This window comes from Streptomyces curacoi (assembly GCF_001513975.1).
Lineage (GTDB): Bacteria > Actinomycetota > Actinomycetes > Streptomycetales > Streptomycetaceae > Streptomyces > Streptomyces curacoi.
The window spans coordinates 31,723-55,104 of the sequence record NZ_KQ947995.1 but is presented as its reverse complement, the minus strand read 5'-3'; the positions used below and the strand labels follow the sequence as shown (position 1 = coordinate 55,104).

The following is a 23,382-nucleotide window of genomic DNA, read 5'->3' as shown; positions in this document are numbered from 1 at the left end:
CCTCGTATGCCGTACGCACCGTAACCAAGTCACTCCATTGGCCGTTCCCGGCAGGGCGACAGCCCCCACCGCCCAGGTCGACCCAGTGGATGTCCCTTGCCCAGGTTCAGTGTCATTGTCCCCGCGTACAACGTTCAGGCGTACCTGCACGAGTGCCTGGAATCGGTGCTCACACAGTCGTGTCCCGATCTCGAACTGATCGCCGTCGACGACTGCTCGCCGGACGCGTGCGGCGCGATCATCGACGAGTTCGCGGCCCGCGACACGCGTGTGCGCGCCGTGCACCTCACCGAGAACCAGGGGCTGGGGCCGGCCCGCAACGCCGGTGTCGCGCAGGCCACCGGCGACTACCTGATCTTCCTCGACAGCGACGACACGCTCACCCCGGACGCCCTGCGCGCGATCGCCGACCGGCTGAAGGAGACCGGCGAGCCGGACGTCCTGGTCTACGACTACGCGCGCACCTACTGGACCGGCGAGACTATCCGCAACCAGGCCGCCGCGCAGCTCACCGAGGAGGGCCCGGCGCCCTTCCGGCTGACGGACCGCCCGGGACTGCTGCGGATGCTGATGGTCGCCTGGAACAAGGCGTACCGGCGGGACTTCGTCGAGGAGGAGGGCTTCGCCTTCCCGTCCGGCTACTACGAGGACACGCCCTGGACGTACCCGGTCCTGATGGCGGCGGAGTCGATCGCGACCCTGGACCGGGTGTGCGTGCACTACCGGCAGCGGCGCCGGGGCGGCATCCTCGGCACGGTCAGCCCGCGGCACTTCGACATCTTCGAGCAGTACGACCGGGTCTTCGCGTACGTCGACCGCAACCCCGAACTCGCCCGCTGGCGCCCGCTGTTGTTCCGCCGGATGGTCGACCACCTGGTGGTGGTGTTCACCCGCCGCGACCGCCTCCCGCGCCGCAGCCGCGCCGAGTTCCTGCGCAGGGCCCGCACGTACTACCGCCGTTACCGCACCCCCGGCGCGCCCGTCCCGCCGCGCGCCCGTGTCCACCACACCCTGGTCCGCCTGGGCCTGCACCGCACGTACGGCGCCCTGCGGCTGACGGCGGCCCTGGCCCGCCGTGCCGCCAAGCTGGCCGACCGCCTGCTGAAGGGCCTGCGTGTCACCGCCCTGCGCCTGCACTACCGCATCCAGCGGCGCCTCCCCCTGCGCGCCGACCGCGCCGTCTTCGCCGCCCACGGCACAGGCGGCCACGGCGGTGACCCGGGCGCCCTGGAGCAGGCGTTCCGCACGCACGTCCCGCACATCCGCACGGCCTGGGTCGCCGACGCCGAGCAGCACCACACCGTCCCCGCGGGCACCCGCCGGCTGCGCCCCGGCACGGCCGCCTACTGGACGGCCCTCGCCCGCTCCAAGTTCCTCGTCCACAACGCCGCCTTCGACCGCCGCCTGGTCAAGCGCCGCGGCCAGGTCCTGGTGCAGACCCGGCACGGCACCCCGCTCAAGCACATGGGCCTGGACCTGATCGAACGCCCGGCGGCCGCCGCGGGCATGGACTTCGACGCGCTCCTCGACGACGTCGACAAGTGGGACTACGTCCTGTCCGCCAACCGCCACTCCACGCTGACCTGGGAGCGCGTGTACCCCGGCGGCTACACCACCCTCGAATACGGCAGCCCGCGCGGTGACGTCTTCCAGCAGGCGACTTCGGCGGACGTGAGCCGGATCCGCAAGTCGCTCGGCATCCCCGAGGGCGCGGTCGTGCTCCTCTACGCGCCCACCCACCGCGACTACCGCCGCACCCAGCGCACCACCCTCGACCTGCACCGCGTGCTGAGCCGCCTGGGCCCCCGCTTCGTCGTCCTGGCCCGCGCCCACCGCCTGCACGGCGGCCCCCTCGCCCCGACCGCCGGCCAGGTCATCGACGTCACCGACCACCCGAGCGTGGAGTCGCTGTGCCTCGCCTCGGACGCCCTGGTCACCGACTACTCGTCGATCATGTTCGACTACGCCAACCTGGACCGGCCAATCGTGATCCACGCCGAGGACTGGGAGGCGTACGAGGCGGCCCGCGGCACCTACTTCGATCTGCGGTCCTTCCCGCCGGGCGCGGTGTCGCGCAGCGAGGACGAGCTGATCGACATCTTCGCCACCGGCCACTGGCGCGGCTCGCGCTCCGCCCAGCTGCGGTCGGCGTTCCGTGAGCGCTTCTGCCCGCACGACGACGGACGCGCCGCCGAGCGGGTCGTACGCCATGTGGTGCTGGGCGAGAGGAACCACCCGCCCGTCGTGCCGCTCGGCAAACGCCACCCCGTGCCGTCCCCGGCCGCTGGCCTCGCGCACTCCCCGCTCGCCACCGTGCCCCCACCCACGGGGCCCCTGACCGTCACCGACAGCCACTGAGCGCCGTTCTCACTGAAGAGGAGTCCGTATGCCCTCCAGCCCGTCACGGCCCACTCCGAGCCGGCCGTCCACCTGGCGTCCGGTCGGACGGCCCGGCCGATGTCGCGCCGGCTGAGGCCGGCCCCGCCTCCTGCAGAACATCGACAGAAAGAGCAGTATGCCCCGCTTCAGCATCATCGTCCCGTCCCATGGGGTCGCGGGCCGGCTCTCCCAGGCGCTGGACTCGGTCCTCGCCCAGTCGTTCGGCGACTTCGAGCTGATCCCGGTCTGCGACGCCCCCGACTCCCCGGCGGCGGACGTCGTCGCCGGGTACGCCGAGCGGGACTGCCGGGTGGCGCCGGTGAACTCGCCACCGACGGCCGGGCTGGCCGGGGCGCGCAATGCGGGGCTGCGTGCCGCGATCGGCGACTGGCTGCTGTTCCTGGACGGCGACGACGTGCTGGTGCCGGGCGCGCTGGCGGCGCTGGACGCACGGCTGGGCGAGACCGGTGACGTGGACGTCCTGTACTTCGAGCACGAGCGGACCCCGTGGTGGGTGGGCGAGCCGACCAACCCGGCCGCACTGCTGCTGGCGACGGCGCCGGACGGGGACTTCGCGCCGGAGCGGGCTCCGCAGTTGACGGGGGTGCAGCTGCCGGCGTGGAGCGCCACCTACCGGCGCGCCTTCCTCGCCGAAGGACGACTCGCCTTCCCCGACGGCCACTTCACCGACGTCGGGTTCGGCGGCCTGGTGGTGCTGGGCGCCGAGCGCGTCGCGGTGCTGCGCCGGGTCGTCGTACGGCATCTGCTGCGACGGCAGGGCAACCTGCTGGGGCTGCCGGGAGAGCACCACTTCGAGCTGCTGGACCAGGCCGAGCTGGTGCTGACGCGGGCGGCCGAGCGGGGGCTGTCCGAGGAGCGGTTCGGGCCGCTGTTCGAGCAGCTCTTCGCCGTCGTACTGAAGACGGCCGCGCATCCGCGGCGGCTGGGGCGCGGGCGGCGCGCCTTCTTCCGCCGGGCGAGCGGCCTCTACCGGCGGCACCGGCCCGCCGGGTTCCGGACCCCGGGCGGCAGCCTCGGCGTGCAGCACCGGCTGCTGGCGAGCGGGGCCTACGCGGCGTTCCGGGCGCTGCGCGGGGCCAACCAGGCGGCGGCACGGATGGCCTCGGCACTCCCGCGCCCGCGCGGACTGCGGACCCGGCTGCGCTACCGCTGGCAGCTGCGCCGCCCGCTGGATCAGAACCTCGCCGTGTACTGCGCGTACTGGGGCCGCGGTTACGTCTGCAACCCGGCCGCGATCCACGCCAAGGCGCGCGAACTCGCCCCGCACATCCGCTCGGTGTTCCTGGTCGAGCCGGACGCGGTGGACAGCATGCCGAAGGGCGTGGAGTACGCCGTCATCGGCAGCCGTGTGTACTGGGACGTGCTGGCCCGCGCCAAGTACCTGATCAACAACGCCAACTTCGCGGACGCCGTCGTCAAGCGCGAGGGCAGCGTGCATCTGTCGACCCAGCACGGCACCCCGCTGAAGAAGATGGGCGCCGACCAGGCGACGTATCCCGTGGTGGCGGCGGCGACCGGCAGCTTCGCCAGGCTGCTGGCGCGCGTGGACCGCTGGGACTACAACCTCAGCTCCAACCGTCACTCCACCCAGATGTGGGAGCGCGCGTTCCCCGCCGAGCACGAGACCCTGGAGTACGGCTATCCGCGCAACGACGTGTACTACACGGCGACCGCCGCCGACGTCGCCCGGGTCCGCCGCGAACTGGGCGTTCCCGAGGGCAAGAAGGCGCTGCTGTACGCGCCCACGCACCGCGACCACGCCACCGGCTTCGAGACCGGCCTCGATCTGCAGGCGCTGTGCGAGGAGATCGGCGACGAGTACGTCGTGCTGCTGCGCGCCCACTACTTCTACGACCAGGGCACCGCGCGCGGCTCCGGCCGGATCATCGACGTCACCGGACACCGCTGCGCCGAGGACGTGTGTCTGGCCGCCGACGCGCTGATCACCGACTACTCGTCCATCATGTTCGACTACGCCAACCTGGACCGGCCGATCGTCGTCTACGCGGACGACTGGGACGTCTACCGGGAGCTGAGGGGCGTCTACTTCGACCTGATGGAGAACGCGCCGGGCCGGGTGGTGCGCACCCCGCAGGAGCTGGCGGCCGTCATCCGCGACGGCTCGTACGCGGACGAGGAGGCCAGGGCCCTGCGCGCCGCGTTCCGGGAGCGCTTCTGCCAGTTCGACGACGGGCGCGCGGCCGAGCGCGTCGTACGCCGGGTGCTGCTGGGCGAGCCGCCCGAGGCGGCCGAGCCGGTGATCCCACTCGCCGAGCGCATCCCCGCCCCCGCCGCGACGACCCTCGTGAGGAACTGACGTGCCCCGCTTCAGCATCATCGTCCCCGTCTTCAAGGTGCAGGGCTACCTGCGGGAGTGCCTCGACTCGGTGCTCGGGCAGTCGCACACCGACTTCGAGGTGATCGCCGTCGACGACCGCTCCCCCGACGGCTGCCCCGCCATCCTGGACGAGTACGCCGAACGCGACGCACGCGTGCGGGTGCTGCACCTGCCGGAGAACGTCGGTCTCGGCCGGGCCCGCAACGCGGGGCTGGAGCAGGCGAGCGGTGACTACGTCCTCTTCCTCGACAGCGACGACCACTACACGCCGGGCCTGCTGACCGCCGTCGCCGCGCATCTGGAGGCGACCGGCGACCCGGACATCCTGGTCTTCGACCATGTGCGCACCCACTGGTGGGGGCGCGGCGGCCCCAGTACGTCGGCGGATCTGCTGGCCGCGGCGGGCACCGGCACCTTCAACGTCCGTGAGAGCCCGGAGTACCTGCATCTGTTCCTGGTCGCGTGGAACAAGGCGTACCGGCGTGACTTCTTCCTGAAGCACGAGCTGCGCTACGCCCCGGGCCTGTACGAGGACGCGCCCGTCACCTACCGCTCGATGGTCCTCGCCGACCGCATCGCCTGTCTGGAGCGGATCGGGGTCGAGTACCGGCAGCGCCGGCAGGGCGCGATCACCAAGACGCCGGGGCGGCGGCACTTCGACATCTTCCCGCAGTACGAGGGCCTGTTCGCGTTCCTGGAAGAGCGCCCGGAACTGGCGTGGGCGCGCCCGCTGCTGTTCGAGCGGGCGTTGGACCACATGCTGTTCGTGCTCGCCCGTGAGGACCGGGTGACGCCGAAGGACCGACCGGACTTCTACCGCGAGATCCGCTCCTTCCACGCCCGTCACCTCCCCGAGGGCTTCATCCCGCCGGACGGCTGGCGCGGCCGGGAGATGCGGCTGCTGGCGACGGCGCCCTACGCGTCGTACGCCATGGCGCGCGGCCTGCGGGATCTGCGCCGGGCGGCGGGCAGCGGCAAGCGGCGCGTGACGCGGGCGGCGTCGGAGCGGGCCCAGCGGGCCTGGTACGCGGCCCGGTCGAAGCTGCCGCGCGATCCGCATCTGGCCGTCTACTCGGCGTTCTCGCATCGCGGGGTGCTGGGCGATCCGGCGGCGATCCACGCCAAGGCCCGCGAGATCGCCCCGCACCTCAAGGGCGTGTGGGTGGTCCGGGAGGACGCGGTGGACGCGCTGCCGCCCGGCATCGACTTCGTGACGCCGGGCTCGCGGCGCTACCACGAGGTGATGGCGCGGGCCACGTACTGGGTGAACAACGTCAACTGGCCCGGCACCCTGGCCAAACGCCCCGGGAGCGTCCACATCCACACCCACCAGGGCACCCCGCTGAAGTACATGGCGGCGGACCTGCTGACCAAGCCCGGCGCCCGGCACGGCTTCGACGTGCCGAAGATGCTGTGGCGGGCGGACCGCTGGGACTACAGCCTGGTCGCCAACCGGCATTCGGAGCTGGTGTGGGAGCGGGCGTATCCCTGTCACTTCACCTCGCTCAGGACCGGGAGCCCGCGCAACGACGTGCTGGTCAACGCGGGCCCGGAGGCCGGTGAGGCCGTCCGTGCGCGGCTCGGCGTGCCCGAAGGGCACACCGTCGTGCTGTACGCGCCGACCCGGCGTGAGTACCGCCGGGGCGGCCATGTCGACCGGTTCGATCTCGCCCGGTTCGCCGCGGACCTCGGCCCGGGCCACACGCTGGTCGTGCGCCTGCACCCGTCGCTGGCGCACGGCACCGCTCGCGGGATGGGGCTGGCCGATCTGCACCGGCGGGGCGTGGTGATCGACGCGACGGACGAGCCGCATGTCGAGGACGTGCTGCTCGCCTCCGACGTCCTGGTCACCGACTACTCCGCCCTGATGTTCGACTACGCCAACCTGGACCGCCCGATCGTGGTCCACGCCGACGACTGGGGGGCGTACGCGGCGAGCCGGGGCGCCTATTTCGACATCACGGCCGACGCGCCGGGCCATGTGTCGCGTTCCTACCGGGAGTTGGCGTGGCTGTTCGCGTCCGGTACCTGGCGGGACGGGGAGTCGGCGCGGTTGCGGGAGGGATTCCGGGAGCGGTTCTGCGAGTTCGACGACGGGCGGGCCGCGGAGCGGGTGGTGCGGATGCTGATGCTGGGCGAGTCGATGCCGGAGGAGACCGGCGCGCCGGGGGCGGTGCCCGCTCCGGCCGGCGAGAGGTCGTTCACGGACGCCCGCTGAAGAGTTTTCGTGCGGGGCGTTCCCCTGATGATGGGATCACTCGATGAGGTGATGTGAGGAACATCCGTTGACCCCACCGGGAACATACGGCAAATGCCTCAAACCCCCGCAACCTCCATGTTCGGAGCCGCGGGCGCCGATGTCGGTGCCCTCGTCCGGAGGACCGTGCGCGGCGCGAGTGCCCTGCGCGGCGGCCGCGGCCCGCGTCCGACGCCGTATCAGGTCTTCGGTTTTCTGTTCTGGCTGGTGATGTCACTGGCGTACTGGCGCGTACCGCTGTGCTGCGACGCGGGCCAGCACGCGGCCGTCGTGGAACGCCTGAAGGCGGACCTGCTCCACCCGCGCCACCCGATGGCCGACCTGCCGGGCGCGGGCAGCCCCTACTACTCGCCGTACGCGGTCGCCCAGGGGGTGTTCGCCCGGCTGACCGGGCTGGGCGGCTGGGAGGTGGTGCGGCTGGCGGGTCCGCTGAACCTGCTGGTGCTGCTCACCGGCATCGGCCGCTTGGTGCGGGTGCTGACACCGAGGCCGTGGGCGCCGGTGCTCGCGGTGGGCGCGATGACACTGCTGTGGGGGACCGAGCGGGTCTGGTGGAGCGGGTTCCTCAGCCTGATGTCGATGACGGGGAATCTCGGCTACCCGTCGGCGTTCGCCATCGGACTCACCTTCTGGGCCTGGGCGTTGACGGGGGCGCAGGCCCGGGGGGAAGGGCCGGTCCGGTACGTCGGGCCGAGCGGGCTGCCGGGGTTCGCCGGGTACGCGGGGCTCGGCGTGTTGTACGGGCTGATCCTGCTGATCCATCCGATCACCGCGGCCGCGGCGGTGCTGGGCGCGGTGGCGTTCGCGGCCGGGTGGCAGCGGGGGACGGGGGTGCCCGCTGTCCGAGCGAAGCCGAGAACCCGGGGGAGGGCCGCCGTGCTCGTGCGGTGGGGGGTGACGGCGGGTACGGCGGTGCTGGTCGCCGAGTCCTGGCCGTACTTCGACGTGTTCGCGCTGGCCGGGGACAGCAGCGTGGACGCGATGCACCGACGGCTGTACGAGCACCTCGGCGGGCAGTTCTGGCTGGCGCTGCTGGGGCTGCCGGCACTGTGGCGGCGGTGGCGCAGGGGTTCCCGGCGGGATCCGCTGGTGCTGCTGTTCGTCCTCGACTGCCTGCTCGTGGCGTACGGCTGGGTCAGCGGCCACTACACCTACGGCAGGATCCTGGGGCTCACCCTGGTGCCCCCGCAGTTCGCGCTCGCGGTGGAGCTGGCGGCGCCCCGGCCGTGGGGCAGGGCGCGCAGGGCGCTGGGCGGGGCGGCGGCCGCCGGGGCCTGTGTCGGGTTCCTCACCGTGCAGGGCGGGGCGGTCGTGCCGCGCGCGCTGGATCCGGTGGGGCTGGAACAGCCGTCGCGCTGGCCGTCGTACGCGTGGGTGGCACGGCACGTCGGCAAGGGCGAGGTGGTGATCTCCGACGGGCACTTCGCGCCGCGCTCCATCCCCGGGTACGGGCTGAACCTCGCCGCGCCGACCTGGCCCGACCCCGCCCTGGACGAGCGGGAACGGGAACGCCGGCTCGCCGATGTCCGCGCCTACCTCTCCCCCGCGTCGACCCGGGCCGAGCGCACGGCCATCGCCCGGCGCCACCACGCGCGCTGGCTGCTGCTGACGCGGTGGAAGCGGGTGCCGGAGGAGGCGGTGGTGGTGGCGTGGAGTCGGCGGACGGGGGAGGTGTTGGCGCGGATCGGGTGAGGAGCGCGGTCGCTGTCGCTCCGCGGCTGCGGCGGTGCTGGGTGCCGAGTGCCAGGTGCGGGGTGCTGTTACTCGATGACGAGGTCGACGTCGATGTTGCCGCGCGTGGCGTTGGAGTAGGGGCAGACCTGGTGGGCCTGCTCGACCAGCTTGCGGCCGGTCGCCTCGTCCAGGGTGTCGGGGAGCTCGACGCGCAGCGTCACCTGCAGAGCGAAGCCCTCGCCCTGCTTGCCTATGCCGACCTCGGCGGTGACGGCGGCGTCGCTGACGTCGACCTTGGCCTGACGGCCGACGAGGCCGAGGGCACTGCCGAAGCAGGCGGCGTACCCGGCGGCGAACAGCTGCTCCGGGTTGGTGCCCTGGCCGTTGCCGCCCAGCTCCACCGGCATGGCCAGCGCGAGGTCGATCTTGCCGTCGTTGGTGACGGCGCGGCCCTCGCGGCCGTGGGTGGCGGTGGCGACAGCGGTGTAGAGCGCGTCCATGGAAAACCATCCCTCTCAAGTCACGTTCCGGCGGTCCGGTCGGTGGCCGCCGTACGACGACAAGTAGAGCACACAATTCAGTTGTGCACAACTAAATGACGGACGCGCGAGCTACCCTGGAGGCATGACGACCACGCCCACGGCCGACTGGCTCCGCCTCGACCAGCAGATCTGCTTCTCCCTGAACGCCGCCTCGCGCGCCTTCGGCGGCGTCTACCGCGTGGTCCTGAAGGACCTGGGGCTCACCTATCCGCAGTACCTGGTGATGCTGGTGCTGTGGGAGCGCGGCGACCTGCCCGTGAAGAAGCTGGGCGAACACCTGCGCCTCGACTCCGGAACGCTGTCACCGCTGCTCAAGCGGCTGGAGGCGGCGGGCCTGGTGCGCCGGGAGCGCAGCGCGCGCGACGAGCGCTCGGTGGAGGTGCGGCTGACCGGGGAGGGCGCGGCGCTGCGCGAGCGGGCACTGGAGGTGCCGCGCCGGATCGCCGCGGCGACGGGGTTCGACGTGGACGAGATCCGCGAGCTGCGGGCGCGGCTGGATCAGCTCACCGCGGCGCTGGACGCGGCGGCACTGGAGGAGATGCCGGGGCAGGGCGTGCAGTAGCCCCCTCCCCCCCTCGGCTCCTGTTTGCGGGCCCACCGCACGCCCTGTTTCGTCTTATTAACCGACACTTACTGTCTACTGACGGCGTATTACCTCAGATATGGCATTCACCCGGCTTACGATCCGCCGTGATGAATCGCCCGCGCCTCACCCGCCCCGCCGTCCCGGCCCTGGCCGCCGCCTGGCTGCTCAGCCGCGCCCTGATGCTGTGGCTGCTCGCCCACAGCTCCCTGCCCCTGCTGGGCGGCGGCGCGGTCTCCCGTGAGGTGTGGGGCCTGTACGGCCGCTGGTACGAGGTCCTCTCCCACGGCACCTTCCCGGCGCACGACCCGCTGTGGCAGTACCCGCCCGGCGCCGGCCCGGTGCTGCTGTCCCCCGCGCTGCTGCCCGGCCTGACGTACCTCCAGGCGTTCGCCGTCCTCACCCTCCTCGCGGACGCGGCGATCACCCTCGCGCTGACCCGCGCGGGCACCCGCCCCGGCCGCACTCTGCGCGGCGCGGCGCTGTGGACGGGCGGCCTCCCGCTCCTCCTGCACATCCCGTTCGCCCGCTACGACGTGCAGGCCACGGCCTTCGCCGTCATCGCCCTGTTGACGTTGCAGCGCTCCACGCGCGCGTGCGGTGCGCTCGCGGCGCTGGGCGCCCTGGTGAAGGTGTGGCCCGCGCTGGTACTCGTCGGGACCCGGAAGGGACGCCCGTCGCGCTCGGCCTGGGCGTGGGGCGGCGGCGTCGGGGCGGCGGCCCTGGTGCTGCTCACGGCCTCGTTCGACCACCCCTTCGCCTTCCTGCCACAGCAGGGCGGCCGAGGCGTCCAGATCGAGTCCCTCGGCGGCACGGTGCTCGGCCTCGCGTCCCATGCCGGGTGGCCGGGCAGGGTGCGCTATCAGTACGGCGCGATGGAGTTCACCGGCCCGTACGTCTCCACCGTGGCACACGTGTCCCTCGCGCTCACGGCGCTCGCCTTCGCCGCGCTGCTGCTGTGGCGGTTCCGGTCGGCGGCCGGGCGCTGGACGGAGGCGACCCCGTACGACGCCGCGCTGACCGCCGTGCTGCTCTTCACCGTCACGAGCAGGGTGATCAGCCCGCAGTACATGATCTGGCTGCTGGGCCTGGCCGCCGTGTGCCTGACCTCCCGGCAGACCACCCAACGCCCGGTAGCCGCCTTGATCGTCCTGGCCACCGCGGTGAGCGCCGTCGTCTTCCCCGCCCTGTACCGCCAGGTCGAGACCAGCACCTGGGCCGGCTGCGCGCTGATGGTCCTGCGCAACGGGCTGCTGGTCGCGGCCGCCACCCTCGCCTTCAGGCGCCTGTGGCGCTCGACCGGCCCCTCCGTCCCCCGCCCGTCCACCCTCGAAAAGCCGCTGCCCGCGAGTGAACCGGACCTCGGCTCCCGCCGTCTTCCGGAACGGGCCGCGAGCCCCTCTTGACGGGCGATGACCCACCATTCCTACGATTCCGGAACGTGGCCCCATGCAGCCTCACGCCCCGCGCTCCGCGCGCGACCCGCAGGTCGGCGTCATCGTGATCGGCTACAACGACGCCGCGCATGTGACGACCGCCGTCCGCTCGGCGCTGGCGCAGGGCCCCGCCGTCCGGGAGGTCGTCGCCGTGGACGACTGCTCGACGGACGACAGCGTGGCGCTCCTCACCCGCCTCGCCGCGACCGACCCGCGCGTGAAGGTCGTCCGGCGCCGGGTCAACAGCGGCGGCTGCGGCAGCCCGCGCAACACCGGGCTCGACCGGGTGACGGCGCCGTACGTGATGTTCCTGGACAGCGACGACGTCCTCCCGCCCGGCGCGGTGGACTCGCTGCTCGCGGCGGCGACGGGGGCGGGCGCGGAGGTGGCGGGCGGGCTGTGTGTGCGGCGGGAGCTGCCCGAGGGGCGCGAAGTGCCCTGGCAGGCGTCGCTCTACGCCGCGCACGCCGTGGTCGAGCGCCCCGCACAGCGCCCGCGCCTGGTCCACGACACGCTCTGCGTCAACAAGCTCTACCGCACGGACTTCCTGCGCGAGCACGGCATCCGCTTCCCCGAAGGCCGCTTCCCCTACGAGGACTTCGTCTTCACCGCGCGCGTGCTCGCCGCCGGGCCGCGCATCGCCCTCGTCCCGGACCGGGTGTACGTCTGGCACGTGCGCCGCAGCGCCCACCGGCTGTCCATCTCCCTGGACCGCGCCGACATCGGCAACTGGCGGGCGCGTACGGAGGCGGGCCGGGTGGCCCACGAGATCCTCCTCGGCGCCGGGCAGAAGGAGCTGGCGCGGGCGGCACGCGCCAAGTTCCTCGACCACGAACTGCGGATGTACACGCGCGAGCTGGGGTTGCACGACTCGCACTACCAGCGCGCGTGGTGGGCGCACACGCGGGCGTATCTCGCGGAGTACGACGCCTCCGACTGGGCCCACAACCCCACCGCGCCCGGCCGCCTCATCGGCCGCGTCATCCTGGCCTCCCCCGAGCCGCGCGACCTGCCCCGCCTCAGAGACCTCGCCTCCCGCCCCGCACGCCTCCTCCCGCCCTACGCCCACGCCCCCGACGGCACTCCCGTCTGGTCGGCCGACCTCCCCCAGCTCACCCTGGAGCCGCTGCTGACCCGCCCGGTCCGCCTCCTCCCCCTCGCCGTGGACGCGGAACTGCGCCCACGCGCGCGTGCAGCCCTGCTCCGGCTACGTCTGCACGAGCTGTACGGCAGGGTCGCGCAGGCGGGGCCCGAGGCGCTGGAGGTGGAGTGGCGGTGCCGGGAGACGGGGCGCGTGGCGGGGGCGGGGGCGGGGGCGGGGGCGGGTACGACGGTGGGGCTCACGGGGGCGGGTACGACGGTGGGGCTCACGGCTGCGGGGGGCGGCGTGTGGACGGCCGAGGTCGCGGTCGGGTGGGCCGCGTTCGGCGGGTCCGGGGAGGGGCTCGACGGGTCCGGGGAGGGGCTCGGCGGGTCCGGGGAGAGCTTCGGCGGGTCCGGGCAGGAGCTCGGCGGGTCCGGGCGGGGCAGGTCCGGGAAGGGTACGTGGGATTTACGGCTGCGCGTGCGCTTCCGAGGAGGCGCGTATCGCGAGGTCACGGCGCACGCCCTCACGGGCCCCGGCCTGCTGCGCCGTCGCGCCGTGGTCAGCGCCCGTCACGCCGTCATACTCGTACAGCCGTACGCCACGCACTCGGGAGCGCTGGCACTGCACGTAGCACCCGGTTTACGTGGAGTCACGTCAGTGGTCCGTGGCAGACTCCGCCGCCTGCTTCACTGATACGGAGATCCGCAGCACGGGCACCGGGATCCGGGATCCGCACCGCACCACGACAGTCCACGGACGAGGGGACGGCCGCACATGACCTGGCTGATCACCGGCGGCGCCGGTTACATCGGAGCGCACGTCGTACGGGCGATGACCGAGGCGGGCGAGCGCGCCGTGGTGTACGACGACCTGTCCACCGGCATCGCCGACCGCGTGCCCGACAGCGTCCCGCTGGTCGTCGGCTCGACCCTGGACGGCGCGCGCATCGCTCGCGCCATCGCGGCCCACCGCATCACCGGTGTCGTCCACCTCGCGGCGAAGAAGCAGGTCGGCGAGTCGGTCGACCTTCCCCTGCACTACTACCGGGAGAACGTCGAGGGCCTGCGCATCCTCCTGGAAGCCGCGACGGCGGCCGATGTGCGGTCCTTCGTCTTCTCCTCGTCGGCGGCGGTGTACGGCATGCCCGATGTGGACCTGGTGACGGAGGAGACGCCCTGCGCGCCGATGTCGCCGTACGGCGAGACGAAGCTCGCGGGCGAGTGGCTGGTCCGGGCGACGGGCCGCGCCACCGGCATCGCCACGGCATCGCTGCGCTACTTCAACGTGGCCGGCGCGGCCACCCCGAAGCTCGCCGACATCGGCGTCTTCAACCTCATCCCCATGGTCTTCGAGAAGCTGACGGAGAACGCGCCCCCGCGCATCTTCGGCGACGACTACCCGACCCCCGACGGCACCTGCATCCGCGACTACATCCACGTGGTCGACCTGGCGGAGGCCCATGTGGCCACGGCCCGCGCCCTCCACTCCTCCCCCGGCCTGGACCTCACCCTCAACATCGGCCGCGGGGAGGGCGTTTCGGTCCGCGAGATGATCGACCTCATCAACGCCGTCACCGGCTACGACAGCCCCCCGACCGTCACGCCCCGCCGCCCCGGCGACCCGGCCCGCGTCGTCGCCTCCGCCGACCGCATCGCCACCGAACTGGGCTGGAAGGCCAGGCACGACGTACAGGACATGATCACCTCGGCGTGGGAGGGGTGGGTGCGGCTGCATCCGGGGGCGGCGCGGGACTGAGCCACCGCTGCCGGAGCCGATCAGGGGCAGGAACCGATCAGGAGGCCGAAGCCGACGACTGCTTCAGGCCGCGTGGAGACTCGGCGAACGCCATCTCCGCGTCGACCTCGTAGCAGACGTTGATGCTCGAGTCCCCGAGAGTTGTGTCGACGAAGCGCTGGACGTCCTCGACGGATTCCGTCTCCCAGAGGCACGTCGCGGCGGACCCTTCGACATGGGGGTAGAACTGCAGCACCCGGGTGCCCTCGGGCGCCCCGGTTCCGTCGATAAGGGCCTGGCCGCGGGGGAACGCTGCCTCCGGCTTCAAGAACTTGTGCTGGACCACGACGTACACGGGGTCCTCCTCGTTCGCTGTCATGTCGTTCGACGATGCGACGCCGGGCGTGCGGAGGGGACGCCGCGTCGCGCAGGTTCACCCATTCCCTTTCGCTCATTCCATTGTGGGCTCGGATCGCCGTAAAGGGCTCACTGACCGGGAGGCAGTTTCGCGGTGACGGAGCGAGCGACGCGGACCACCTTGTCGTCCGACACAGGGGTCGGCTTTGTCGAGGTGTCCGCCGAGGTCGCGAAGGTCATCACCCAGGTTCGGGCTCCCGCGTCCCACACGACGAAGGTGATGTGCTGCCGCGCCTGGACCTGACGGCTGGTTTCCCGGAAGCCCCGCCGGCCCAGGTCGCTCACTGGCTCGACCCGCACGTCGCGCATCCCGGCCGGGGCCGGGTTCGCCCTCAGGTCGTGGGCGGCGGCCAGTTCGGTGTCGTAGGTGCGGGAGGCCGGGGAGAGGGACAGCGTCGCCCCTCCGTCGGCGGCGGTGTAACCGCAGACGTCCGGGGCTTCTCCCTTGTCGGGGCTGACCCGGGCCGTGGGTCGAGCGTCGGCGATGAGCTGCTTGGCGACGTCCACGGTCAGGATCGTGCACAGCTCGGACGGCGGCAGCGTCTTCACCGAACCGGCGGCGCCGCTGCCGGTGCCGGTGCCAGCGCCGGTGACGGGAGGGGACGTGCGGTCGGCAACCGACGGTGTGGACTGGGTTGATGTGCCGCAGGCGGTCAGCAGACCGAATGCGATCACCGTGATCGAACCGGCGGCGGCACGGGAGAAACGACGCACCATCATGCGATAGGTCCTGTTGGTCGGGTGAACTCGGGAAGTGTTCGAGCCGAGAGGCACCCCGCCGGTCGGCGGGGTGCCTCAGCGGACCGGTCACGACCGAACGCGGTCATGACCCGGAAGGGTCACTACCAGACGTGGTACGTCCCGTAGTCGCTCACGCGCAGATTGGTCGTCCAGCTGCCCCAACGCTCGTTGGGGGACCAGGTGTACCGGTAGGCGTTGCCGTTCGGCCTGGTCGGGCTCGGCAGGCAGGACTTCCCGGTCGAGTGGTAGATGCCGACGTAGACACCCTTCGTCCAGCGGCGCTCCACGACCTGGATCGGCTGGGCGAACTGCCCAGGCTTCAGGTTGGCCGTGTAGGTGAACGAGGTGGTGGTGGAGCCGTTGCGCCCGTACGAGGGTGTGAGGCCGGCGAGCTCGCTCAACGCCTTGCTCAGGCCGCTCGGGACCTTGACGTTGAGGCCGACCGACCACTGCCAGCCCGTCGTCTTCGACTGCTGCCAGGCGTAGGAGCAGCTGGGCACGTTCCAGGGGCACTGGAACTTGGGGCCCCGCCAGACCCAGTCCTGCCAGGTCTTGGACGCCTGCTGCACGCTCACCGACCGTGTCTTGTCGGGAGTCGACCAGTTGCCGGCGATATCGCTCTGGGAACCGTCCGCGTTCTGCAGGCACACCGTGCTGGCCGCCGAAGCGGAGCCGGGAGACGCGAGCACCACCAACGGGGCCAGCGCCAACGTCAGCAGCCCCACCCACCTGCTCCGTGTCGGACTCTTCTTCCTCTTCTTCCGTAGGGCCACGAGGCCCTCACTACGGCGCGCGCCGCCGTTGATCTTCACCCTGGTCTCCTCTGCGTTTCGGCATCGTGCGCCGGAAGCGTGCGCCCGGCGTCCGAGCACCGAGACTGACCACCAGGGAGTTGTTTGCACACCCGTCCCATCAGGCCGATCAATTACCCGGCCGGATCTGCGGGATCGTTCTCCGGCGCGTCACCTTGCCGTCGCACACCTGTCACCGTGGGTGGACCAGCCTCTCGGCGGCGCGACGGCCGGTGCCACGCGGCCTACTGCCTACGGCTCGCTTACAGAGCCTTGAGCGCATGGGCGGTGGCGCGGGCCAGGGCGTCGAGATAGCCCTTGGGCAGCTTGGGGCTGCGGATCACCACAGAGCGCCAGTACAGGGGACCCGAGATCAGGTCGAGGGCCAGCTCCTCGTCGATGCCCGGACGCACCTCGCCGCGCTTCTCCGCGGCCATCACGATCCCGCTGGCAACACTCGCCTGCCCCTCCCGCAACGCCTTCTGCAGCGCCTCGGCGATCTCAGGGCTGCGGGCCGCCTCGGCCTGGAGGTCCGGCAGGATCTGCGAGGCCAGGGGGTGACGCAGGGCGCGCGCGGTCACCTCGTACAGCAGCCGCAGGTCCCCCTCCAGGGAGCCGGCGTCCGGCACGGGCAGCCCCATGACGGCGACCGCCGACACCACGTCGAGCACCAGGTGCAGCTTGGAGCGCCAGCGGCGGTACACGGCGGTCTTGCCGACGCCCGCGCGGCGCGCGATGCCCTCTATCGACATCCGCGCGTAGCCGACGGCCGCCAGCTCCTCGAAGACGGCCGCGCGAATGGCTTCCGTCACGTCCTCCCGAAGTACCGCCGCCCCGGCGGGAGCCCGGCGGCGCGCACCTCTCTGGGGCTGGTCGGCGTTCGTCGTCATGTGGACCAGCATAGGGCGTTACGACGATACGGGCCCGTCGCTACGTCGGGCTCGTCGCTACGTCGGGCACCTCGCTCCGTCGGGCACCTCGCTACGTCAGGCACCTCGCTACGGCGAGCGCCGTCCACGTCACGACGAAACGGTTACGTCCTCATGCCGGCCACCGCGCCCGCCGACTGTCGCCAACGTCACGACGAAACGGTTGCGTTCCGACGCCCCCTCGACCTACGCTCACGTTGCGACGATACGGTCCCGTCCCGACGTAAGAAGACGTGAAGAGTCACGTAAGGAAACGCCGGGCGACAGACACAACCAGCCGCACGCGCACCCACCGCACGCGCACCCCCCACGCGCACCACCCCACGAGCGAAAGCAGCGGATGTGACCCAGGCCCTCCACACACCGCCCCCGACGATCTCGGCACCCCCGGCACCCCCGGCCCCACCCGAAGCCGACCTCGCGGCCCTCGCCGCCCGGCACGGCCTCTCGGTCAGCGGTGCCCGCCCCTCCCTGCCGGAGTACATCCGCCAGCTGTGGGCCCGCCGCCACTTCATCGGCGCCTTCGCCACCGCCAAGCTCACCGCGCAGTACAGCCAGGCGAAGCTGGGCCAGGTGTGGCAGGTGCTGACGCCGTTGCTGAACGCGGCGGTGTACTACTTCATCTTCGGCAAACTGATGGGCACCAGCCGCGGCATACCGGACTTCATCCCGTTCCTGGTGACGGGGGTGTTCGTCTGGACGTTCACGCAGAGCTCGATCATGGCGGGGACCCGCGCGATCTCCGGCAACCTGGGCCTGGTGCGGGCCCTGCACTTCCCGCGTGCCGCGCTGCCGATCTCCTTCGCGCTGCAGCAGTTCCAGCAGCTGATGTTCTCGATGGCGGCCCTGGTGGTCATCCTGCTCTGCTTCGGCACACCCGTCGCCGCCTCCTGGGTGCTGGCGGTCCCGGCGTTGGTGCTGCAGTCCGTCTTCAACACCGGCATCGCGATGATCATGGCCCGGATGGGCGCGAAGACCCCGGACATCGCCCAGCTGATGCCGTTCGTGCTGCGGACCTGGATGTACGCGTCGGGCGTGATGTTCAGCATCAGCCACATGATGAGCAAGCACACGGACTGGCCGTCCTGGGTGACCTCGGCCCTGCAGGCCAACCCCGCCGCCGTGTACATCGACCTGATGCGCTTCGCACTGATCGACAGCTTCCACGCGAGCCAGCTCCCGCCGCACGTGTGGGCGATCGCGACGGGCTGGGCGCTGCTCGCCGGAGTCGGCGGCTTCATCTACTTCTGGAAGGCTGAGGAGACGTACGGCCGTGGCTGAGAACACGAACCCGCAGCAGCACCCCACCCACAAGGCCCCCACCGACCGGATCCCCACCGACCGGATCCCCACCGTCATCGCCGACGACGTCGACATCGTCTACCGCGTCAACGGCACGGGCGCCGGCCGCGGCTCCGCCACCGCCGCCCTCAACCGCATACTCCGCCGCAAGCAGACCGAGAAGGCGGCGGGCGTGCGCAAGGTGCACGCGGTCAAGAAGGTCTCCTTCGTCGCCTACCGCGGCGAGGCCATCGGCCTCATCGGCACCAACGGCTCCGGCAAGTCGACCCTGCTCAAGGCGGTCGCCGGCCTTCTCCCGGTGGAGAACGGCCGTATCTACACCGACGGCCAGCCCTCCCTCCTCGGCGTGAACGCGGCCCTGATGAACGACCTCACCGGCGAGCGCAACGTCCACCTCGGCGGCCTCGCCATGGGCATGTCCCGCGAGCAGATCAAGGAGCGCTACCAGGAGATCGTCGACTTCTCCGGCATCAACGAGAAGGGCGACTTCATCACCCTGCCCATGCGCACCTACTCCTCCGGCATGGCGGCCCGCCTGCGCTTCTCCATCGCCGCCGCCAAGGACCACGACGTCCTGCTCATCGACGAGGCCCTGGCCACCGGCGACCGCTCCTTCCAGAAACGTTCCGAGGCCCGCATCCGCGAGCTGCGCAAGCACGCGGGCACGGTGTTCCTGGTGAGCCACAACAACAAGTCGATCCGCGACACCTGCGACCGCGTCCTGTGGCTGGAGCGCGGCGAGCTGCGCATGGACGGGCCGACGGACGAGGTCCTGAAGGAGTACGAGGCCTTCACGGGCGACAAGAACGACAGGAGCGACAAGGCAGCCAAGCCGAAACCGAAGCCCGTCCCTCTCCCCTCATGACCCGCCCTCTCTTCCCTCGTTACCCACCCCTCTCCCCTCGTCAGGCGCACCTGTTCCCTCGGGCAGCGCAACAGCAGACCACCCTTTCGCCCTATTAGTGTCACTATGACCGAACAGGGTGCGCCCGGCGCAACGGAGTAGGTGCGCGATGGAGCAGGTGAAGGAGTCCCCCGCGATGCCCGTCCCCGCGATGCCCACCCCCGCCACGCCACAGCTCAGCGTCGTCGTCCACGGACCCAACACCCAGGACCGCCTCACCGCACTCCTCGCCTCCCTGTCCGCGCACCCGCACCCCGAGGTCGAGGTGATCGTGGCCGCCGTCGGCGCCTGGGCGCAGGAGACGGCCCGGGCCCACGCCCCCGAGATGCCGGTGCTGCCCCTGCCGGACGGGACGGACGACGCCACGGCCCGGTCGGCGGGGGCGGCCCGGGCCTCGGGCCGCTGGCTGCACTTCGTGCACGCCAAGGACGGTCTGCCCGCCGGCGCCCCGCGCACGGTCGCCGAGCGCACCGCGGACCTGCCGGACGAGGTGGACGTCCTCCTCTTCGACCACGTCGGCTCCACCTGGGAGACCTCCGGCCTCCCCTCCGAGGACGGCCCCCTGCTGGCTCGCGCGGGCCGCGCCGCCCACCCCCTCGACGACATCGCCCGCACCGCGCTCCGCATCACCCCGCTGCTCGGCAACCGCGCGCTGCGCACCACCTTCTGGCGGGCGCACGAACACCGGCTCACCACCCCCGACGAGCCGTTCGCGGCGTACGCCGCCCTCCTCCTCGCCGACCACATCGCCGCCCTGAACCAAGTGGCGTACGAGCACCACGAGCTGCGCCCCGAGAGCCTCCCCCCGGTCACCCCCGAGGAGCGCTACGCCCTCATCGACCGCTACGAGACACTGCTCGCCCTCGCCCGGAACCGCGCCCCCGCCACCCCCACCGCCGGTACGGCGCCGCCCCCCACCGTCCTCTACGACGTCATGGTCCGCGACTGCCTGCGCACCTTCGCCCGTACGGCGATGCCGGAGCCGGTGGCCAGGGAGTTCTTCCGGCGCGCCGCCGAGGCGGCGGTCCGGCAACGCCCGCCCGAGCACCGTCGCCCCGCCGGTCCCGAGGGCTTCCGCCGCGCCCTCCTGGAGGAGAACGCCTACACCAGGTACCGCGCCTTCCAGGCCGCCAACCGCGCCCGCCGCGCCGCGAAGTCGGCCGTACGCACCCGCGGCCGCCGGGTCGCCGCCGCCCTCGGCGACCACCACTACCGCGCGGCCCTGTCCCGCCCGGTCAACCCCAACCTGGCGGTTTTCGCGGCGTACTGGAACCGCGGCGTCGCCTGCAACCCGGCAGCGATCGCCGCCAAGCTCACCGAACTCGCCCCGCAGATCCACCCGGTGTGGGTGGTGACGCCGGAGAACGCGCCCCTCCTCCCACCGCACACGGACCATGTCATCCCCGGCACCCGCCGCTACCGCGAGGTGCTGGCCACGGCGAAGTACCTGGTCAACAACGTCAACTACCCCAACGCGGTGGTCAAACGCCCGGACGCGGTCCACCTCCAGACCCACCACGGCACCCCGCTCAAGCGCATGGGCGTGGACCAGATGGAGTTCCCGGCCGCCGCCAAGGGCCTCGACTTCCAGGCCCTGCTCGCCCGGATCGACAAGTGGGACTACAGCGTCTCCGCGAACAGCCACTCCACCCGCATGTGGGAACGCGCGTATCCGTCCCGTTTCGTCTCCCTCGACCACGGCTATCCGCGCAACGACGTCTTCTACTCGGCCACCGCCGCCGACATCCGCGCCGTCCGCGACCGCCTGGGCATCCCCCCGACCCACCGCGCGATCCTCTACGCCCCCACCCACCGCGACTACGAGGCCGGCTGGACCCCCCGCCTCGACCTCGCCACGTTCGCCGACCAGCTCGGCGAGGACACGGTCCTCCTGGTGCGCGGCCACTACTTCTACGACGGCACACAGTCCCCCCTGACCGCCCTGCGCCGCACCGGCCGGATCATCGACGTCTCCGCCTACGACCCGGTCGAGGACCTGTCCCTGGCCGCGGACGCGCTGGTCACGGACTACTCGTCCATCATGTTCGACTACGCCAACCTCGACCGCCCGATCGTCATCTACGCCGACGACTGGGAGACCTACCGCTCCACCCGCGGCGTCTACTTCGACCTGATGGCCGAGCCGCCGGGCCAAGTGGCCCGCACCCAGCGGGAACTGACCGAGATCCTCAGCACCGAGGCGTGGCACGACGAGAGCGCCGCGAAGGCCCGGGCGGCCTTCCGCCGCCGCTTCTGCGAGTACGACGACGGACGCGCCGCCGAACGCGTCGTACGCCGTGTGTTCCTGGGCGAGAGCGAGGACGCCCTGCCGCCGGTGATCCCGCTGGAGGAACGCACACCGGCGCCGAGCCCTCGGGAGGCCGTATGAAGCCCGATGTCACGGTCACGGTGATCGTCTACAACGACGCGGAACGCCTCCCCCGAGCCGTGGAGTCGGTACGCCGCCAGACCCACACCAACATCGAGATCATCATCAGCGACGACCACTCGACGGACGAAACCCCGGACGTCGCCCGGCGACTGGCGTCCCAGGACCCCCGCATCCGCCACCTCCGCCTGCCGGAGAACAGCGGCGGCTGCAGCGCCCCGCGCAACCGTGCCCTGGAGATCGCGAGGGCACCGTACGTCATGTTCCTGGACAGCGACGACGAACTCCCCGACGACGCCGTGGAGTTGCTCCTGGCGGCCCACCGTGAGCGGGAGATCGACTTCGCGATGGGCGCGGTGGTGCGGATCCGGGAGGACAGCGGCCGCCGTACGAAGTGGATGCCGCATCTGGTCGCCGAGCGCCGCACCGTGCTCGGCATCGAGTCCGAACCCCGGCTGCTCTTCGAGCACCTGTCGACGAGCAAGATGTACTCCCGCGCGTTCCTGGACCGCCACGACCTGCGTTTCCCGGAGGGCATCCACTACGAGGACCAGCTCTTCACCACGCAGGCGTACTGCCTGGCCAAGGAGTTCACGATCATCCCGGAGCCGGTGTACCGCTGGCACATCGCGCCCTTCGCGGCCACGGACGCGGCATCCATCTCCAACCAGCGCGACAGACTCGACAACGTCCGCGACCGCGTCCAGGTCCAGCGCCTGATCGACGGTTTCCTCACCGAGAGCGGGCACGGGGCGCTGCGCGAGGACAAGGACTACAAGTTCCTCAAGCACGACTTCCGCATGTACGCCGGGGACCTGCCCTACCGGGACGACGACTGGCTGGCGTCCTTCGCGGACCTCATGGTCCCCTACCTGGAGACCCTGTCTCCCACGGCCTACGCCCGCCTGCCCCGTACGGAACGAGTGGTCCTGCAGTTGGTCCGCGAACGCCGCTTCGCCCAGGCCCGCTTGGCGGCCCGCGGCCTCGGCCACGGTGTGGCGCCGAGACACGTCACCCCGGACGCCGACGGCCGCACCTACTGGGGCGAGGACATCCCCACCACGGACTGGGCCCGCCGCGAACTGGACGTCTGCGACCTGGAGCTGGACACCCGCCCCTTCCGCAGCGCCCAGTTCCGCCACGAGATCACGGAACTCACCCGCGGCCCCGGCGCCTCCATCGACCTCACGATCCGCACCTACGACCCGGGCCTGAGCCTCCCCGTGGGCCCCCACCGCGCAAGCCTGGTCCTCGCCCCCGGCCGACGCCGCCTCACGACCCCCTTCCGCCTGTCCCCCGTCCGCCCCGGCATCTTCGAAGGCCACGTCCACCTGGACCTGACCTCGGCCCCCGTCCCCCACCACGGCTTCGCCGGCGCACGCCACCCACTGCTCCGCATCGAACACCAGGGCCAGACCCAGACGGCCGTACTCCTGGCGCCGTTGTCCTTCCCCACCCTGACGACCCGCATCGACTACCACAGCGGCACGGCCCCCCACCGAGTCACCGTCGAACCGGAGGCCCGCGGCCCCGGCCGCCTACAAGTGCGATGGCAACCGGTAGGAGTGACGGCCCGCCTGGTGCGCCCGGTGGCGCGCCACCTGGCCCGGCCGAGGGTGAGAAGAGCAGCACGCTTGGTGAGAAGCGCCCTGCGATAGGACGTCCCCCCTCACGGCGGCGGCCACTTTCCAGCACCGGCCGGCATCCTCCAGCCCGCCCAGCACCCGAGGCCAAGCCCGCACCATCCCCAGCCCCCACCCACCCGCTGGGGCCGCACGCCCGGCAAGCGGTCACGTCACAGCGCCGGTCCCGGCAATCTCAGCCCGTCTGGGGGTCCCCCTGCTCGAAGAGCTTGGGG

17 protein-coding genes are annotated in these 23,382 nt (G+C 71.9%); 12 read left to right on the top strand and 5 right to left on the bottom strand.

Translation table 11 applies throughout. The annotated features are described in order from the left end of the window. The first annotated feature begins 96 nt into the window (after positions 1 to 96). From AQI70_RS32790 to AQI70_RS32775, 4 genes are all read left to right on the top strand, one after another. Complete coding sequence (locus tag AQI70_RS32790; protein WP_062156093.1) at positions 97 to 2,358, top strand: bifunctional glycosyltransferase/CDP-glycerol:glycerophosphate glycerophosphotransferase; 2,262 nt, start codon at positions 97 to 99, stop codon at positions 2,356 to 2,358. Between the two features lie 157 nt (positions 2,359 to 2,515). Continuing rightward, entirely contained in the window at positions 2,516 to 4,717 is a 2,202-nt protein-coding gene (locus AQI70_RS32785; protein WP_062156092.1) for a bifunctional glycosyltransferase family 2 protein/CDP-glycerol:glycerophosphate glycerophosphotransferase, read from the top strand. Position 4,718: 1 nt separating this feature from the next. Further along, complete coding sequence (locus AQI70_RS32780; protein ID WP_062156091.1) at positions 4,719 to 6,956, top strand: bifunctional glycosyltransferase/CDP-glycerol:glycerophosphate glycerophosphotransferase; 2,238 nt, start codon at positions 4,719 to 4,721, stop codon at positions 6,954 to 6,956. Positions 6,957 to 7,049: 93 nt separating this feature from the next. Beyond that, entirely contained in the window at positions 7,050 to 8,687 is a 1,638-nt protein-coding gene (locus AQI70_RS32775) for a hypothetical protein (RefSeq protein ID WP_244181928.1), read from the top strand. 68 nt (positions 8,688 to 8,755) lie between these two features. On the opposite strand, the gene AQI70_RS32770 is transcribed toward AQI70_RS32775, so the two are convergent. Then, positions 8,756 to 9,169, bottom strand: a complete 414-nt coding sequence (locus AQI70_RS32770; protein WP_062156089.1) for an organic hydroperoxide resistance protein — start codon at positions 9,167 to 9,169, stop codon at positions 8,756 to 8,758. A gap of 124 nt (positions 9,170 to 9,293) precedes the next feature. On the opposite strand from AQI70_RS32770, the gene AQI70_RS32765 reads away from it, so the two are divergent. The 4 genes from AQI70_RS32765 (at position 9,294) to galE (ending at position 14,072) form a co-directional block, all read left to right on the top strand. After that, positions 9,294 to 9,773 carry a MarR family winged helix-turn-helix transcriptional regulator gene (locus tag AQI70_RS32765; protein WP_062156088.1) on the top strand — a complete coding sequence of 160 codons (480 nt, stop codon included), beginning with the start codon at positions 9,294 to 9,296 and terminating at the stop codon, positions 9,771 to 9,773. A gap of 131 nt (positions 9,774 to 9,904) precedes the next feature. Then, positions 9,905 to 11,200, top strand: coding sequence for a glycosyltransferase 87 family protein (locus tag AQI70_RS32760; protein ID WP_208607494.1), 1,296 nt, complete (start codon positions 9,905 to 9,907; stop codon positions 11,198 to 11,200). Positions 11,201 to 11,243: 43 nt separating this feature from the next. Next, positions 11,244 to 13,010, top strand: coding sequence for a glycosyltransferase family 2 protein (locus tag AQI70_RS32755; RefSeq protein WP_062156086.1), 1,767 nt, complete (start codon positions 11,244 to 11,246; stop codon positions 13,008 to 13,010). An 81-nt stretch (positions 13,011 to 13,091) separates the two neighbouring features. Next, complete coding sequence (gene galE / locus AQI70_RS32750) at positions 13,092 to 14,072, top strand: UDP-glucose 4-epimerase GalE (RefSeq protein WP_062156085.1); 981 nt, start codon at positions 13,092 to 13,094, stop codon at positions 14,070 to 14,072. A gap of 37 nt (positions 14,073 to 14,109) precedes the next feature. On the opposite strand, the gene AQI70_RS32745 is transcribed toward galE, so the two are convergent. From AQI70_RS32745 to AQI70_RS32730, 4 genes are all read right to left on the bottom strand, one after another. Next, a complete protein-coding gene (locus AQI70_RS32745) occupies positions 14,110 to 14,430 on the bottom strand; it encodes a hypothetical protein (RefSeq protein ID WP_159042723.1) in 321 nt (106 codons plus the stop codon). Positions 14,431 to 14,537: 107 nt separating this feature from the next. Then, complete coding sequence (locus AQI70_RS32740; RefSeq protein WP_062156083.1) at positions 14,538 to 15,188, bottom strand: hypothetical protein; 651 nt, start codon at positions 15,186 to 15,188, stop codon at positions 14,538 to 14,540. A gap of 122 nt (positions 15,189 to 15,310) precedes the next feature. After that, positions 15,311 to 16,021 carry a hypothetical protein gene (locus AQI70_RS32735; RefSeq protein WP_062156082.1) on the bottom strand — a complete coding sequence of 237 codons (711 nt, stop codon included), beginning with the start codon at positions 16,019 to 16,021 and terminating at the stop codon, positions 15,311 to 15,313. Positions 16,022 to 16,263: 242 nt separating this feature from the next. Continuing rightward, positions 16,264 to 16,902 carry a TetR/AcrR family transcriptional regulator gene (locus AQI70_RS32730; RefSeq protein ID WP_062156081.1) on the bottom strand — a complete coding sequence of 213 codons (639 nt, stop codon included), beginning with the start codon at positions 16,900 to 16,902 and terminating at the stop codon, positions 16,264 to 16,266. A gap of 369 nt (positions 16,903 to 17,271) precedes the next feature. Between AQI70_RS32730 and AQI70_RS32725 the strand changes: the two genes are divergently transcribed. The 4 genes from AQI70_RS32725 (at position 17,272) to AQI70_RS32710 (ending at position 23,182) form a co-directional block, all read left to right on the top strand. After that, positions 17,272 to 18,210, top strand: a complete 939-nt coding sequence (locus AQI70_RS32725) for an ABC transporter permease (RefSeq protein ID WP_062156080.1) — start codon at positions 17,272 to 17,274, stop codon at positions 18,208 to 18,210. Continuing rightward, on the top strand, positions 18,203 to 19,096 hold the full coding sequence (locus tag AQI70_RS32720; protein WP_425264649.1) for an ABC transporter ATP-binding protein: 894 nt from the start codon (positions 18,203 to 18,205) through the stop codon (positions 19,094 to 19,096). Before AQI70_RS32725 ends, AQI70_RS32720 begins: the two co-directional genes overlap by 8 nt. A 175-nt stretch (positions 19,097 to 19,271) precedes the next feature. Beyond that, positions 19,272 to 21,524, top strand: a complete 2,253-nt coding sequence (locus AQI70_RS32715; RefSeq protein WP_062156212.1) for a CDP-glycerol glycerophosphotransferase family protein — start codon at positions 19,272 to 19,274, stop codon at positions 21,522 to 21,524. After that, on the top strand, positions 21,521 to 23,182 hold the full coding sequence (locus tag AQI70_RS32710; protein ID WP_062156079.1) for a glycosyltransferase family 2 protein: 1,662 nt from the start codon (positions 21,521 to 21,523) through the stop codon (positions 23,180 to 23,182). The genes AQI70_RS32715 and AQI70_RS32710 overlap by 4 nt, the downstream gene beginning before the upstream one ends. Positions 23,183 to 23,382: the final 200 nt, after the last annotated feature.

Excerpts from the sequence above, each read along its gene's own strand:
- AQI70_RS32785 (WP_062156092.1), top strand. The coding sequence starts at position 2,516 with ATGCCCCGCTTCAGCATCATCGTCCCGTCCCATGGGGTCGCGGGCCGG.
- AQI70_RS32755 (WP_062156086.1), top strand. The coding sequence starts at position 11,244 with ATGCAGCCTCACGCCCCGCGCTCCGCGCGCGACCCGCAGGTCGGCGTC.
- AQI70_RS32715 (WP_062156212.1), top strand. The coding sequence starts at position 19,272 with ATGCCCGTCCCCGCGATGCCCACCCCCGCCACGCCACAGCTCAGCGTC.
- AQI70_RS32730 (WP_062156081.1), bottom strand. The coding sequence starts at position 16,902 with ATGCTGGTCCACATGACGACGAACGCCGACCAGCCCCAGAGAGGTGCG.
- AQI70_RS32770 (WP_062156089.1), bottom strand. The coding sequence starts at position 9,169 with ATGGACGCGCTCTACACCGCTGTCGCCACCGCCACCCACGGCCGCGAG.
- AQI70_RS32710 (WP_062156079.1), top strand. The coding sequence starts at position 21,521 with ATGAAGCCCGATGTCACGGTCACGGTGATCGTCTACAACGACGCGGAA.
- galE (WP_062156085.1), top strand. The coding sequence starts at position 13,092 with ATGACCTGGCTGATCACCGGCGGCGCCGGTTACATCGGAGCGCACGTC.
- AQI70_RS32765 (WP_062156088.1), top strand. The coding sequence starts at position 9,294 with ATGACGACCACGCCCACGGCCGACTGGCTCCGCCTCGACCAGCAGATC.
- AQI70_RS32760 (WP_208607494.1), top strand. The coding sequence starts at position 9,905 with ATGAATCGCCCGCGCCTCACCCGCCCCGCCGTCCCGGCCCTGGCCGCC.
- AQI70_RS32740 (WP_062156083.1), bottom strand. The coding sequence starts at position 15,188 with ATGATGGTGCGTCGTTTCTCCCGTGCCGCCGCCGGTTCGATCACGGTG.
- AQI70_RS32745 (WP_159042723.1), bottom strand. The coding sequence starts at position 14,430 with ATGACAGCGAACGAGGAGGACCCCGTGTACGTCGTGGTCCAGCACAAG.
- AQI70_RS32775 (WP_244181928.1), top strand. The coding sequence starts at position 7,050 with ATGCCTCAAACCCCCGCAACCTCCATGTTCGGAGCCGCGGGCGCCGAT.